The organism is Pseudomonas sp. GW822-FHT03F04 (assembly GCF_058801405.1).
In genome coordinates, this window is sequence record NZ_JBXANF010000003.1 from 652,255 (window position 1) to 666,191 (window position 13,937).

General features: G+C 60.3%; 9 protein-coding genes and 1 rRNA gene. 8 read left to right on the forward strand and 2 right to left on the reverse strand.

The genetic code is table 11. The annotated features are described in order from the left end of the window. Window positions 1-410 precede the first annotated feature (410 nt). From AC1RMX_RS09500 to AC1RMX_RS09515, 4 genes are read left to right on the forward strand one after another with little or no spacing between them, the layout of a single operon-like run. Entirely contained in the window at window positions 411-1,184 is a 774-nt protein-coding gene (locus AC1RMX_RS09500; RefSeq protein ID WP_493071604.1) for a DUF3050 domain-containing protein, read from the forward strand. Further along, window positions 1,181-2,110, forward strand: a complete 930-nt coding sequence (locus tag AC1RMX_RS09505) for a diiron oxygenase (RefSeq protein ID WP_127796537.1) — start codon at window positions 1,181-1,183, stop codon at window positions 2,108-2,110. Before AC1RMX_RS09500 ends, AC1RMX_RS09505 begins: the two co-directional genes overlap by 4 nt. A 13-nt stretch (window positions 2,111-2,123) precedes the next feature. Beyond that, a complete protein-coding gene (locus AC1RMX_RS09510) occupies window positions 2,124-5,513 on the forward strand; it encodes an amino acid adenylation domain-containing protein (RefSeq protein WP_493071606.1) in 3,390 nt (1,129 codons plus the stop codon). Between the two features lie 23 nt (window positions 5,514-5,536). Beyond that, complete coding sequence (locus AC1RMX_RS09515; RefSeq protein WP_493071608.1) at window positions 5,537-6,004, forward strand: SRPBCC family protein; 468 nt, start codon at window positions 5,537-5,539, stop codon at window positions 6,002-6,004. Window positions 6,005-6,063: 59 nt separating this feature from the next. Here AC1RMX_RS09515 and AC1RMX_RS09520 read toward each other — a convergent pair whose 3' ends face one another. Then, entirely contained in the window at window positions 6,064-7,944 is a 1,881-nt protein-coding gene (locus AC1RMX_RS09520) for a methyl-accepting chemotaxis protein (RefSeq protein ID WP_085712595.1), read from the reverse strand. Window positions 7,945-8,255: 311 nt separating this feature from the next. Here AC1RMX_RS09520 and AC1RMX_RS09525 point away from each other — a divergent pair, with 311 nt between their 5' ends. From AC1RMX_RS09525 to AC1RMX_RS09540, 4 genes are all read left to right on the forward strand, one after another. Continuing rightward, window positions 8,256-8,756, forward strand: a complete 501-nt coding sequence (locus tag AC1RMX_RS09525) for a sigma-70 family RNA polymerase sigma factor (protein ID WP_096823048.1) — start codon at window positions 8,256-8,258, stop codon at window positions 8,754-8,756. Then, window positions 8,756-9,769 carry a FecR domain-containing protein gene (locus AC1RMX_RS09530; RefSeq protein WP_096823049.1) on the forward strand — a complete coding sequence of 338 codons (1,014 nt, stop codon included), beginning with the start codon at window positions 8,756-8,758 and terminating at the stop codon, window positions 9,767-9,769. Before AC1RMX_RS09525 ends, AC1RMX_RS09530 begins: the two co-directional genes overlap by 1 nt. Before the next feature lie 86 nt (window positions 9,770-9,855). Continuing rightward, the gene (locus AC1RMX_RS09535) at window positions 9,856-12,357 is read left to right on the forward strand and encodes a TonB-dependent siderophore receptor (protein WP_096823050.1); all 2,502 of its coding nucleotides are present in this window, start codon (window positions 9,856-9,858) and stop codon (window positions 12,355-12,357) included. A 76-nt stretch (window positions 12,358-12,433) separates the two neighbouring features. Then, window positions 12,434-13,612 carry a PepSY-associated TM helix domain-containing protein gene (locus tag AC1RMX_RS09540; RefSeq protein ID WP_493071611.1) on the forward strand — a complete coding sequence of 393 codons (1,179 nt, stop codon included), beginning with the start codon at window positions 12,434-12,436 and terminating at the stop codon, window positions 13,610-13,612. 73 nt (window positions 13,613-13,685) lie between these two features. On the opposite strand, the gene rrf is transcribed toward AC1RMX_RS09540, so the two are convergent. Further along, window positions 13,686-13,801 (reverse strand): 5S ribosomal RNA (gene rrf / locus AC1RMX_RS09545). Window positions 13,802-13,937 lie beyond the last annotated feature (136 nt).

Genomic DNA, 13,937 nt, shown 5'->3' on the forward strand with positions numbered 1-13,937 from the left:
TTAGAAAGTTGCTTCGAGTGAGGCATTCACTCTTGTTATTCAATTTTGGCCTTTAAACGCCGAAAGGAGCAACTACGCCCAAATAAAACTCAACTTAAAAGTTTTATCAGCCTCGCTCATACTTGAAAAACGGCCAACTTAAATTAATTGAAAATATACTTGTTAAGTTGTTTTGCGATGTATTAGTTTTTCTACGCCGGGTTTTGCAGCGAACCGACAAACCGGCGAGACCCAGCAATACTGCCCAGTTCACAGCCGCCTTCAGCGGTATGCCGTTGTACCTGGGCTTTCAATGAAACTTTAACTTTCATCGAAACGAATGAGGCTATCGCTCGCCTGGAAACTATATCCAACGTTGTTAGCCATTGATTGAGAAGTCCCTATATCCCTATAAGCCAGAGGCTCGCATCATGCCAACTAAAGAACAACTCACCCAAAAGAAAGCCGAACTCAGCGTTCACCCGATCTTCTCCGAAATCGATTCGCTGTCGGTGTTGCGACGCTTCATGGAGTCCCACGTATTTGCCGTGTGGGACTTCATGTCGCTGACCAAACGACTGCAACAGGAACTGACGTGCACCCGTCTGCCGTGGCTGCCGCCGCGCGATCCGCACGCCGCGCGGCTGATCAATGAAATCGTGCTCGGCGAAGAGTCGGACGATCGGTTGTCACACGGGCATTACAGTCACTTCGAGTTGTACCTGGATGCGATGCGCGAAGTCGGTGCGAGCACCTCGGCGGTGGAGCGTTTCGTCGCGCTGCAACAGGAAGGCGTGAGCTATGACGTTGCGTTGCAAAGTGTCGACGTCGACCCGGCCGCCGCGCAGTTCGTCCGCGACACCTTGCACACCGCGCTGCATGCGCCAGGGCACAGCGTCGCCGCCGCCTTCCTGCATGGCCGCGAGAGCGTGATCCCGACCATGTTCCAGCGCATGCTCGATGCCTGGGGCATCGGTGTCGAACAGGCGCCGACCTTCCGTTACTACCTGGAACGACACATCGAAGTCGACTCCGAAGACCACGGCCCGGCAGCGGAGCAACTGTTGGAGCGACTGGTCGATGGCGATCCGCAGCGTGAAGCCGAGGTCTACGCCAGCGCCGTCGCCGCCGTGGAAAGCCGCATCGCCCTGTGGGACGGCCTGCGCCTGAGCATGCGCGAGCCGTTGGCGGAGGTGGCCGAATGAACGCCGCCGACTACCAATCCTTCGCCGACGCCTGGGAAAGCCGCGCCACCATCCGCACCCGGCCGCGCCGCGTGCTGGAGGACGACGCGCGGCTGATCTACCCGCTCAGTCGCCAGCCGTTGGTGCTCAGTGAAACCTTCCTGCGCGAATGCCCCGAGCAACGGGACTTTGCGCTGGTGCAGACGCTGTACAAATTCATCAACGACGTGGTGATTTTCGAGACTGAGATCGTCGACAAGACCGCCCGCAGCATCGCCAAGAACCGCTTCGCCGTGGCCTTCCCGTTCGCCTGTCGCTACGACGCCATGACCGTGGTGGTGGACGAGGATTACCACGCGCTGGTGGCGATGGATTTCATGCAGCAGACCGTGGCCATGACCGGCATCGAGCCCATCGAGTTGCCGAATGAAATCGAACTGAGCCGGGCGATTCCGGCCGCCGTCGAATTGGCCCCGGAGCACCTGCGCAGCGCCGTGGAGCTGATCTGCGTCGCCATCGCCGAGAACACCGTGACCGGCGATGTTGCGGCATTCGCCCGGGACGACACGGTCAAGCCGTCGATCAAGGGGCTGATGGCCGACCACTTGCTCGACGAGGGTCGCCATTCGAGTTTCTGGGCACGGATGGTGCGCATCTACTGGCACACCGCGAGCGACGCGGATCGCGAATGCATCGCGCAGATCCTGCCGGTGTTCATCGGCCACTACCTGACCAACGACATCCAGAAGTCATTCGACCTGCGCCTGATCGATGCCTTGCCGGTCAACGACGCAACCCGCCGCGCACTGAAAGACGAGATGGCCGGGCTGGCCTTCCCGATCAATCGCCACCACCCGCTGGTGGGCAACATCGTGCGGTTTTTCCACAACAGCTCACTGCTCGACACCCCGTGCGTCCAGCACGCCCTGCGCGACTACCTGGTTTGACAAGGAGGCTGACATGAGACGTCTCGACATTTTGCTGATGGGCCGCAGCCAGGCCTTGACCGACCTGGCGCAGGAGCTCGAACAACACGGTCATGCATTGCTGACGCAAGCGGCTCCGTCGATGGACCTGGTGATTGATGACGGCAGCCTTGCGCCACAGGATCACGGCGCGACACCGCACCTGACCTTGCGTCTGGGAATTGGAGCAACAGGCGTCGGCGGACTGCCGGTGCTCGATCTCCTTTGCGTCTGCAACTCGACACTGCTGAGCCGCGTGCCGATTGCCGACGAGTCCTCCGGCAACGGCCAGGCCCTGCGCCAGCGAACACTGGCGCTAGTGGTGGACGAAGTAGCGCTATTGGTCAGCCGTTTCTCCCGCGATGCCGAGTATTTCCAGCACGCAGAGACGGCCCGTGCGCCGGACTTCGAGCAGGTGGAAAACCTGCTGTTTCTCGACAGCCTGGCCTATGTGCATCGCTTCAACGCCACGGCCAACCCGCCGTTGCTGCAACAGGCACAGACTCCGGTGATCGAGCGGCTGCAACAGAGTCTGATCGAGCATGCGGAGCGCCCGGCGCTGCACCTCGCCGAGCAGTCGATCAGCTATCGCCAGTTGCATGATCACAGCCGGGCGATCCAGCAACGGTTGCTGGCAATGCTGGAGACACAACCGCAACCGTGGGTGGTGGGGATTTGCCTGCCGAAATGCGATGCGCTGTTTGCTTCGATCCTGGCGATTCTCGGCAGCGGCGCGGTGTACCTGCCGCTGGAGCCGAGCCATCCGCTTCAGCGCCAGCAGTACATTCTGGAAAACGCCGGGGCGGTGTTGCTGCTGCACGACGGCGAACATCCGCTGAGCGCTTCGATGCCGGGGCTGGATGTCAGCCGCATCGACAGCACTGACGCCGATCTGTCGTTGCCGTTGATGCGTCGTCGGCCTGAGCTCGATGCGCCGTGCATGGCGCTCTACACATCGGGTACTACAGGGCATCCGAAGGGTGTGCTGCTCAGCCAGGTGAACCTTGCGCACTTCACCGCGTGGTACGCCGATTACGTGCAGTTGCACGCCGAGAGTCGGGTGTTGCAGTTCTCGTCGCTGAGTTTTGACTCTTCATTGATCGACATCTTCCCGACCTTGCTCGAAGGCGCGGAACTGGTGGTGCCCGACGACAACCAGCGCCGCGATCCGCTGCAACTGGTGGCGCTGATCCGCCGCCGGCAGCTGACCCATGCGTTCCTGCCGCCGGCGCTGTTGAGCATCCTGCCGCTGGAGCAACTGCAAAGCGTCGGGCAGATCATGACCGGCGGCGATGTCTGCGAGCCGTTTGTGATCGAGCAGCTGACGCGCCAGAGCAAGCTGCACAACCTCTACGGCCCTACCGAAGCCACGGTGTTGATCACCGCGCGGCAACTGCAACCGGGTGACAGCAATCGCACCCTCGGCGGACCGATCGCCAACAGCCAGGTGCTGATTCTCGATGACGATCTACAACCGGTGGCCGAGCAAACGGTAGGCGAACTGTTCATCGTCGGCCCGGGTGTATGCCTGGGTTACCTGAACAATCCACAGCAGACGGCGGAGCGCTATCTGAACCTGGAGTTGCCGGACGGCCAGCGTCTGCGCGCCTATCGCAGCGGCGACATGGCCAAGTGGGACGAGGACGGCATCGAGCTGTGTGGGCGCCGCGACAATCAGGTGAAGATCCGGGGTTTCCGGGTCGAGCCGGAAGAGATCGAACGGTGCCTGCGCGAGAGTCAGCTGTATCGGCAAATCGCCGTGGTGATCGACAGTCAGCGACGGATTCTGGCGTTCCTCGCCCAGCCACAATCAGACGCCGCCCGTGATGCGCTGAAGGCACACGCCCAGCAGTTTTTGCCCGACTACATGCAACCGGTAGCGTGGACGGAACTGCCGAACATGCCATTTGCCGCCAACGGTAAAGTCGACCGTAAGGCCTTGCTGGAGCTGCCGGTCAGCGTGCAGGACAGCGGCCCCAAATGCCTGCCGGCCAACGCCGACGAAGCGCTGCTGCTGGAGATCTGGGGCGAGTTGCTGGAGCTGCCGACCAGCGACATTTCCACTGACGAAAGCTTCTTCAATCTCGGTGGTCACTCGATTCTGCTGTCGCGCATGCTCCTGCGTCTGCGGGAGGAATTCGGCCGCAGCATCTCCATCAACCGCTTCATCGAACTGCCGACCATCGCCAAGCTCGCCACACTGGTGCGCGGCACCGATGACAGCGCGGTACTCAGCGCCCAGGCGATGGCCGACGCCGAGCGACCGCTGGCAATCGAGCCGTTGCCGATCAGCCGCATGGGCGATGTGCACAAGGTGATCGTCACCGGCGCCAACAGTTTTGTCGGCGTGCACATCGTCGAGGCGTTGTTGGGTTGGGGCGCCAGCGAGGTGGCGTGCCTGGTACGCGACGGCGGCGGGCAAACGGCGGCGCAGCGCTTTGCCCATTCGTTGCGAGAGAACCGGCTGGAGCATCTGGACCTGAGTCGGGTGCGGGTCTATTCGGCCGACATCACCCGGCCGCAATTGGGCCTGGCCGATAGCGATTTCGAGCGACTGGATCGGGAGTTCGGCGCGCTGGTGCACAACGCCGCCAACGTCAATCACGTCCTCGACTACGAGTCGCTGGCGGCGGACAACGTCGAGCCGATTTTCGAACTGCTTCGACTGTGCGAAGGGCGCAGCAAGAAGGTCTTCAATTTCGTCTCGACGCTGTCGGCCTCCAGCACTGTCGACGACGCAGGCCGGGTGCTGGAATTGCCCGCCGCACCGACGCCGCCGATCTACATCCGCAACGGCTACAACCTGTCGAAATGGGTCGGTGAACGCATCCTCGAACGGGCGCGGGAACGCGGGGTGCGGGTCAATCTGTATCGGCCCGGCAACATCAGTTTCAACAGCCTCAGTGGCGTCTGCCAGCCGCACAAGAACCGTTTGATGCTGATGCTCAAGGGCTCGATCCAGCTCGGGCAGGTGCCGGCCTTCGCGTTGAATTTCGACCTGATGCCGGTGGACTTTCTCGCCCGTTTCATCGCCTTCCACGCCAGCCGTTACTCGCCCGAACGGGCGGTGTTCAACCTGCATAACCCGGAGCCCCTGAGCTGGGATGCCTACGTCGCGTCATTCCGCGAAACCGGCAGCGAATTTTCGCTGGTCAGCGTCGCCGACTGGCAACAGCAACTGGGCCGGGTCGATGCCGACAACGCGCTGTTCGGCGTGCTCGGTTTCTACCTCAACGGCTTCGAGGAAGACATCGGCGACATCTCCCTGATCGGCCATGCCAACGCCCAGGCCGGCGTGCAGCAGATGGGCGCGCACTACCCGGAAAAATCCCCGGCGCTGCTGCGCCGCGGCTGCGACTACCTGAAAGAAATCAACTTCATCTGAATCAACCACCAAGGAGCAACACCATGAGCAATCTTCAACCCGACACCCTGATCAAGAACCCTCACGGCTGCCACGTCGTGTCTTCGGTGGATGTGCCGGTGGACGCCAAACAATTGTGGGCAGTGGTCGGCAAATTCGACGGCTTCGACCGTTTCATTCCGGCCCTGTCGCACATCGAGATGACCGGTGAAGGCGTGTCTTCCTTGCGCAAGAAGTTCTTCAAGGATGGCAACGTGGTGGTCGAGCAACTCAACTCCCGGGACGACCAAGCGCTGAGCATGACCTGGACCACAATCTACAACACGCTGGGCGTGGCCAATCTGTGGGCGGCGATGAATGTGGAATCGCAGGGCGCGGGCAAGTCGCGGGCGACCTGGACGATCATTGCCGAGCCGGCTTCCGGCGGCCCTGAGGCGCTGCCGGGGTTCAAGGATTTCGTGCAGGGGTTCGCCGATGATGCGATGGGCAATGTGCTGAAGCTGTTTGTGTAAGGCATGAAAAAGCCCGCTGCGGATCACTCCGCAGCGGGCTGTTTTTTGACCGCAAGCGATCAGATCTTGAAGCTGTCGACCAGTTGTTTCAAACGGTTGGCCTGCTGCGACAACGCATCGCAATCCTTCAACGTTTCATTGAGGTTTGCCACGCTCTGCTGGTTCAGCAGGTTGATCTGGTTGACGTCGACGTTGAGGGTTTCCACCACCGCAGTCTGCTCTTCGGTAGCCGCTGCCACCGACTGGTTCATGCCGTCGATTTCGCCGATGCGCTGGGTCACGCTGACCAGACGCAGACCGGCCTGGTTCGCCACTTCAACGCTCTCTTCGCTGGACGCCTGACTGGCGTTCATGGTGGTCACCGCTTCACGGGAGCCGACCTGCAGCGAGGTGATCATCTTGTGGATCTCTTCCGCCGATTCCTGGGTGCGGTGAGCGAGGTTGCGCACCTCGTCCGCCACCACCGCGAAACCGCGTCCGGCTTCACCGGCACGGGCCGCTTCGATGGCCGCGTTGAGCGCCAGCAGGTTGGTCTGCTGGGAGATGCCTTTGATCACATCGAGAATGTGGCCGATGTTGTCGGTGCTCGCATTCAGGGTTTCGATCTGGGTGCACGACAGGCTGATCTTTTGCGACAGCTCGGTCATCGCCTGAATCGTCTGCTCGACCACCTGACGACCATCATCGGCCTGCTCGCTCGCGCCGCTGGCGTGTTGCGAAGCATCGGCGGCGTTGCGGGCGATTTCCTGGGTGGCGGCACCCAATTGATTGATCGCCGCAGCCACGCTGTTGGTGCGCGCGCTTTGCTCGTCGGAACCGATGATCGAGGCGTTGGACGATGCCATCACCCGTTGCGACAGGTCGTGTACGTGGCGAGTCGCGGAAGACACTTCGGAGATGGAGGCGTGAATCCGCTCCACGAACTGGTTGAACGAACTGCCCAGCTCGCCGAACTCGTCTTTGCTTTCCACTACCAGACGACGGGTCAGATCGCCTTCGCCCTGGGCGATGTCCTGCATCGCACGGCCCATGGTGATCAGCGGACGCATCAGCACGGTGATCAACAGGCTCAGGAAGACCGCAATCGCGCCCACTGCGACGAACATCGCGATCAGTGCCGAAGTACGGAACTGGCTGAGTGCGGCGTAGGCCTTGTCGCGGTCGATCGACAGACCGATGTACCACTCGGCATTCGGCAGACCGGTGACCGGGGTGAACGACAGGATGCGCTCCTGACCGTTGAGCACCACGTTCTGGTTGCCCTTCTGGATACGCACATCAGCGTTCGGGTAGATGTCCTTGAGGTTCTTCATCACCTGGTCTTTGTCCGGGCTGACGATCACCTGACCGTCACCGCTGACCAGGAACGCGTGGCCCAGGCCACCGAAGTCCACCGAGTTGATGATCTTCACCAGGGTTTCCAGGCTCAGGTCACCGCCCACCACACCGAGCAGCTCGCCGTTCTTTTTCACTGGCATGGCGATGGTCACCACCAGACCGCCGACGGCAGCCATGTAAGGCGGGGTCAGCATGGTCTGGTCAGCGGCCACGGCCTGCTTGTACCAGGGACGCTGACGCGGGTCGTAGCCGTCCGGCATCTTCGCGTCAGGGCGCTGGGTGAACACACCGTTGGCCTGGCCGACGTAGGTGAACTGGAAGTTCGAGGTGAAAGCCGGTTGATCGACCAGCCCAGGGAAGTCGGCGTTCTTGCCTTGATGGGCGACGTTCTGCGCGAGGTTTTCCAGCACCAGAATCCGCCCGCTCATCCAGTTCTGCACACTGCTGGCGGTCAGGTCGCCGGCCTGCTGGACGGAGGACTGGAGGTTCTGGCGAATGGTGTTTCGCTGCAGATAGTCGTTGTACAGAGTGAACAGCGCGAACGCCAGGACCACGACGCCCGAGGCGGCCAACAGGATTTTATGGCTGAACTTGAGATTCATTTCATGGGACTTCTTATGCCAAAAGTGGGGATGCGTTCCGGATGCAACATTCCATGTACAGCGCAGGCAGCGTTCTGATGGCCGCTCTACTTTGGTGCACGCATGTCTCACCAGTCTGTCGGCACGCTTCGGAGAAAACTTAGCGCTTTGTAGGAAATGGACGGCATTTCTGCCAGATTCCCGCCGAACGGCGTGCCAGAGCGTTCGCCTGTCATTTTTTGATGACTGTTTTGCAGCGCCGGTTGCAAATTCTGTAACCCTTGATGACAATGCGACTAATTATCATTTGTGACGTTCGGGCTGTCGCGTTCATGTCCTCACCTGAGTTTGCAGTACAGGCGCTTTACAGTCGTCATCACGGCTGGCTCAACGGCTGGTTGCGCGCGCGACTGGGCAATGCGGCCGATGCGGCGGATCTGGCCCAGGACACGTTCGTTCGCCTGCTGCAACGCACCGAACGTCTCGAACTCAAGGCGCCCCGCGCGTTTCTGCGCACCATCGCTCGTGGGTTGGTGATCGACCATTGGCGTCGTGAGGAAATCGAACGCGCGTATCTGGAAACCATCGCACACTTGCCGGAAGCCGAAACACCCAGCGCCGAATCCCGCGCAATGGTGATCGAGCTGCTGGAAAGCATTGCCCGCATGCTTGAAGGACTGAAGCCAAAAGTACGTCAGGCGTTTCTGCTGGCGCAGTGCGAAGGCTTGACCCACAAGCAGATCGCCGAGCAGATGGGCCTGTCCTTGCGCTCGGTGGAGCGCTACGTCGCCGATGCGCTGTATCACTGCTACGTGCTGCGGTACGAAAGCTGATGCCGGTGGATAACGTGTCACTCGCCCGCCGCGCCGAGCCACCGCAACAAGTGGTCAAACAGGCGATCCACTGGCTGCTGCGCCTGCGCAATAACCACGGCAATCCGCGCCTGAACCACCAATGTGAACAATGGCGCGCCGAGCACCACGATCACGAACTGGCCTGGCAGCGGGTGCAGTCGTTGCAAAGTGAGCTGACCCAAAATCTGCGTGCCGTTCCGGGTGCGCAAGTGGCATTCAACACACTGGAAAACAGTGCGCAGAGCCTGGGTCGCCGTCAGGCGTTGAAGCTGCTGTCCGGCGCGTTGTTGATGGGCTCCGCCGCGTGGCTGGCCAAAGACACGTCAGCCTGGCAGCAGTGGAGCGCCGATTACGCTACCGCCACCGGCGAGCGCCGCGGATTCCAGTTGCCCGACGGTACGCGGATCGAACTGAACACGGCCACCGCCGTGGACCTCGATTACACCGCGCAACAGCGGCTGATCAAACTGACCCGGGGCGAGATCATCGTGACCTGCGGCGGCGCCGACGAAGGTTCGGGGATTGATCGACCGCTGCGAGTGCAAAATCGTCATGGCAGTTATGAGCCGTTCGACGCTCGATTCATCCTGCGTCAGGAAGGTGATTGCACGCGCCTGAGCGTCACCAGTGGCCGAGTAGCGATTCATTCGCCGCGGACGAGCGATGGCGCTTCCACCGAGGTGCTTGCCGGTCAGAGTTACTTGATCGATCACCATCAGGCGCGTCCCGCTCCGCCGCTGGACATGGATGCCGGCGCCTGGATCGACGGGCTTATCGTGACGCGCAATATGCGCCTGGGTGACTTCCTCAATGAGGTTGGCCGCTACCGTCAGGGCTTCCTGAATTGCGCCCCGCAAGTGGCGGATCTGCGCTTGTCCGGCGTGTTCCGCCTCGATGACACCGACAAGTTGCTGGCGATCCTGCCGCAAACCCTGCCGGTGCAATTGCGCTATCGCACCCGCTGGTGGGTAACGCTGGAACGAGCAGTCTGAAATTTTTTGGCGGGTTTTCGTGGCAAGGCCGGCTTAGTCAGTAAGCACTTCAATTCAGCCTTCGCGACTTGCCACGGAAACCTACAATGACTGCGCGCGTTATCTGTAAGAACCCTCTGAATTTCACTGCCGAATCGGGCCTTCTGCGCCACGCCGTTCGGGCCGCGTTGTTCTCCACGGCACTGGGCGTCGGCCTGCTGCCGAACCTGAGCGTCGCGGCGAGCGGCAGTGAGGTCAGCAGCCATCGCTACAACATCGCCGCCGGGCCATTGGGCGAGGCGCTGAACCAGTTCGCGCGCCAGGCCGGCATCACGTTGTCGATGACCCCACAGCAGACTCAAGGCCGGCAATCACCCGGCGTGCAGGGCGAATATTCGGCAGATCAGGCGTTGAGTCATCTGCTCGGTGGCTCGGGTCTGGAGGCGGTCAGCCAGGACGGCAGCAGCTATGTGTTGCGCTCCGTCACGGAAACCGAAGCCCTGGCCCTGCCGACCACTGACATCAAAGGTTTTGCCCTCGGCAACGCGCTGGGCAGCATGGACGGCTACAACGCAACGCACAGTCAGATCGCCACCAAAACCAGTACCGCGCTGCTGGAAACCTCGCAAAGCGTGTCCGTGGTCACCCGCGAGCAAATGGACGATCAGGGCTCGCAAACCGTGTCCCAGGCCATGCGCTACACCCCCGGTGTGCTGACCAACCCCTATGGCGCCACGCACCGTTACGACTATGTGGCGATGCGCGGCTTCAACGATGGCTCGGTGGATAACATCTACCTCGACGGCCTCAAGTCCATGGGCGACAGCGGCACCTACAGCACCATGCAGGTCGATCCTTATTTCCTCGAGCGCGTGGACATTCTCAAAGGCCCGTCGTCGGTGTTGTACGGCCGCAGTTCACCGGGCGGGCTGGTGGCGTTGACCAGCAAGAAACCGTTGTACGAGGCCTATCATCAGGTTCAGGCCACCGTTGGCACTCAGGGCCAGCGCGGTGTTGGTTTTGACTTCAGCGGCCCGGTCGATGACGACAAGCGCATCGCCTATCGTCTGATCGGTTTGACGGATCAGTCCGACACGCAATTCGACCACAACAAGGAAAAACGCTTCGCCCTCGCGCCGACGGTCAGCATCGATTTCAACGAAGACACTTCACTGACCCTGCAGGCGTATCTGCAACATGACCCGGATGGCGGCTATCACGGTGGCGTGCCGGCCGACGGCACGATTCATCAGCGCAACGGCAACCGGATCTCACCGCACTTCTTCGAAGGCGAACCGGGAGTCGATGGTTACTCCCGCGATCAGCAGTCGTTCGGCTATCAGTTCGAACATCGCTTCAACGACGTCTTCACCGCGCGGCAGAACTTCCGCTACCTCGACTCCAAAGTGAACATGGATCAGGTGTACGCCTATGGCTGGACGTCGCCGACCAGCAACGAGCTGAACCGCTACTACACCGGCGGTGACGAGCGACTGCACGCGTTCATCGTCGACAACATGCTCCAGGCCGAATTCTTCACCGGTGCGACCAAGCACACGGTGCTGATGGGAGCGGATTACCAGCGACGCAAAACCGTGGTCGACTGGACCAGCGGTGGCTTGGCGCCGATCAATGCGTTCAACCCGGTGTACGGCAATTCCGCTATTACGCCGTACGGTGAGACCAGTTATCTGCGGCGCCTGGAGCAGACCGGGGTTTACCTGCAAGACCTGATTGAGATGGACAAATGGCGCTTCTCCCTCGGTCTGCGGCAGGACTGGGTAGAGACGTCCGAGGAAAACCGGATTGCCGAGGCGGGCCGTCCGGTCGGCACCGAGATCAGCGACAAGCGCACCAAACTGACGGGCCGTGTCGGGGCGCTGTACCTGTTCGATAACGGCCTGGCGCCGTACATCAGCTACTCGGAGTCGTTCAACCCCAACTCCTATGCCGACAGCGCCGGTAATCCGCTGGCACCAACGGATGGCACGCAGTGGGAAGCAGGTCTGAAGTACCAGCCACCCGGCACCGACAATCTGTTCACGGCCTCGCTGTTCCGCATCGATCAGGAAAACCTGGCGACCAAACTGCCGCAGGAAAACTTCTATCGCGCTGTAGGCGCTGTCCGCTCTCAGGGTCTGGAACTGGAAGCGCACATGCAGTTGACCGATAACCTGAAAGTGCTCGGTAGCTACACCTTCACTGACATCGAGTACTCGAAGTCGATGGTCAGCACCCTGAGCACCCCGACAAACGTGATCGAGAATAAAGGCAACTCGCCAACCCAGGCACCGCGTCACATGGCATCGCTGTGGGCGGACTACAAGTTCGACAGTGCGGCGCTTGATGGCGTGCGAGTGGGCGGCGGTGTGCGTTACGTCGGCTACAGCTGGGCGGATGCAGAGAACACCATGAAGGTGCCGTCCTACACGTTGTTCGACGCGTCGATCGGTTATGACCTGGGCAAAGTTGGCTTGAAGGGTGTGGACGTACGCCTGAATGCGAACAACCTGACCAACGAATCCTACGTGGCCTCCTGCGCCAGTCTGAACTTCTGCTACATGGGCGAGGAGCGCAACGTCGCCGCCACGGTCAGCTACCAGTTCTAAGCCTTTGTCTTGTGCATAAAAAAGCCAGTCCCTGAGATTCAGGGACTGGCTTTGTCGTATTCGTGGGGAAAATTTCATGCGTTCGTTTCTGGTTTTACTGCACCGGTACATCGGGTTGGCCACGGCTGTGTTTCTGCTGCTGGCGGGAATCACCGGGAGCATTCTGGCGTTCAACCATGAGCTGGATGAGTGGCTGAACCCTGGGTTTTACGCGGCGTCGGCCGAGGGGCAGCGTCTACCGCCAGGTGAGCTGGTCGATGCGGTGCAATCGGTACATCCGAGGCTACAGGTCTGGTACATGGAGTATCCGAATGAAGCAGGTCACACAGCCTTGCTGGCGGCGGTTCCACGTAATGATCCGGCGACGGGCAAACCGTTCGATGAGCGTAATCAGGTGTTCTACCTCGACCCGGTCAGTGGCGAGCGAAAAGGCCAGCGTTACTGGGGTGAGTGCTGTTTCCAGCGTGAGAACTTCATTCCTTTCATTCTCGAGTTCCACTACAACCTGACGCTGCCCGGGAACTGGGGTTTGCTGTTGATGGGATTGGTGGCCATTGCCTGGGTGATCGATTGCTTCATCGCTCTCTGGCTGACTTTGCCGCGGGGTAAACCGTTCTGGAAGAAGTGGTCGACGGCCTGGAAAATCAAGGGCGGGCATGCCTATCGGCTCAACTTCGATCTGCATCGCGCGGGGGGCCTGTGGCTGTGGTTGTTATTGTTGCCGATAGCCGTCAGCAGCGTGGCCATGAACTTGCCGAGTCAGGTCTTCAAACCGGTGGTGTCGCTGTTCTCTCCGATTGAACCGAGCGTGTATGAGGCCCGAGGGCGGATGCCTGCCGACGAACTGGGGTTCACTCGACTGAGTTATCAACAGGCCTACGAAAGGGCGCAGCAGGAGGGAAAAAGGTTGGGGCTGACTGCTGCAATCGGTGAGTTGTATTACAGCTTTGAGTACAACTTCTACGGTGCGGGGTTTGGCCAGCATGACACCGAGGCCCATGGTAAATCCTGGTTGTTCTTCCACGGTACGGACGGGCGATTACTCGGGCAGGAAATCGCAGGAGAAGGGACGTTGGGAGAGCGGTTTTATCGGTTGCAGTTGCCGATACATGGAGGACGGATCATAGGCTTTACCGGACAAGTGATGATCGCGGTATTGGGTGTCCTGATTGCGGGGTTGTCCGGGACTGGCGTCTACATCTGGTGGCGCAAATGGCAGGCTCGTCGAAGCAGCAAGGCACGTAGAGCGGTTTGAAGATCGTACTTTTGCAGGCTCTGAAACGACAAAACCCCTGTTTGCGTTAGCAAACAGGGGTTTCGGAATTTAATCTTGACGATGACCTACTCTCACATGGGGAAACCCCACACTACCATCGGCGATGCATCGTTTCACTTCTGAGTTCGGGATGGGATCAGGTGGTTCCAACGCTCTATGGTCGTCAAGAAATTCTGTGACCAGCCCGTTACCACGGTAACGTGCCAGCAAAAACGGGAACTTCTACTAAAACAAAACCCCAACTGCTTTCGCAATTGGGGTTTCGGAATTTAATCTTGACGATGACCTACTCTCACATGGGGAA

Bases quoted from the DNA above. Each gene is read 5' to 3' on its own strand.
- AC1RMX_RS09500 (WP_493071604.1), top strand. From the start codon at position 411: ATGCCAACTAAAGAACAACTCACCCAAAAGAAAGCCGAACTCAGCGTT.
- AC1RMX_RS09505 (WP_127796537.1), top strand. From the start codon at position 1,181: ATGAACGCCGCCGACTACCAATCCTTCGCCGACGCCTGGGAAAGCCGC.
- AC1RMX_RS09510 (WP_493071606.1), top strand. From the start codon at position 2,124: ATGAGACGTCTCGACATTTTGCTGATGGGCCGCAGCCAGGCCTTGACC.
- AC1RMX_RS09515 (WP_493071608.1), top strand. From the start codon at position 5,537: ATGAGCAATCTTCAACCCGACACCCTGATCAAGAACCCTCACGGCTGC.
- AC1RMX_RS09520 (WP_085712595.1), bottom strand. From the start codon at position 7,944: ATGAATCTCAAGTTCAGCCATAAAATCCTGTTGGCCGCCTCGGGCGTC.
- AC1RMX_RS09525 (WP_096823048.1), top strand. From the start codon at position 8,256: ATGTCCTCACCTGAGTTTGCAGTACAGGCGCTTTACAGTCGTCATCAC.
- AC1RMX_RS09530 (WP_096823049.1), top strand. From the start codon at position 8,756: ATGCCGGTGGATAACGTGTCACTCGCCCGCCGCGCCGAGCCACCGCAA.
- AC1RMX_RS09535 (WP_096823050.1), top strand. From the start codon at position 9,856: ATGACTGCGCGCGTTATCTGTAAGAACCCTCTGAATTTCACTGCCGAA.
- AC1RMX_RS09540 (WP_493071611.1), top strand. From the start codon at position 12,434: ATGCGTTCGTTTCTGGTTTTACTGCACCGGTACATCGGGTTGGCCACG.